Here is a 244-nt window from a genome sequence, read left to right as displayed (position 1 = left end):
GGAAAGAGAAGAAAGGGAGGAGGGAAAAAGAAGAGAAGAAGGGAGAAGGAAGGGGGGGGAGAAGGAAAAGAAGGGGAGGGGGGAGAAAGAGGGGGGGAGGAGAAAGAAAGGGGGGGGAAAGGGGGAAGAGAAAAAGGAGGGAAGGAGAAAGGAGAAAAGAAAGGAAAGAGAAAGAAGCGCAAGACAACAGACAATGTATGATATACCAAGTAGTAGAAATTTGCAAGTATACGAAAAATGAGAG

General features: G+C 46.7%; 1 protein-coding gene. It reads left to right on the top strand.

Annotated features, from left to right (window positions below):
* Positions 1–201 (top strand): hypothetical protein (locus AB1471_RS17785; protein WP_367781043.1); only part of this gene is annotated, 201 nt, incomplete at its 5' end.
* Positions 202–244 lie beyond the last annotated feature (43 nt).

This window comes from Jeotgalibacillus marinus (assembly GCF_040801915.1).
Lineage (GTDB): Bacteria > Bacillota > Bacilli > Bacillales > Jeotgalibacillaceae > Jeotgalibacillus > Jeotgalibacillus marinus.
The sequence above is the reverse complement of the archived record's forward strand: the minus strand, read 5'-3'. Positions and strand labels throughout refer to the sequence as shown.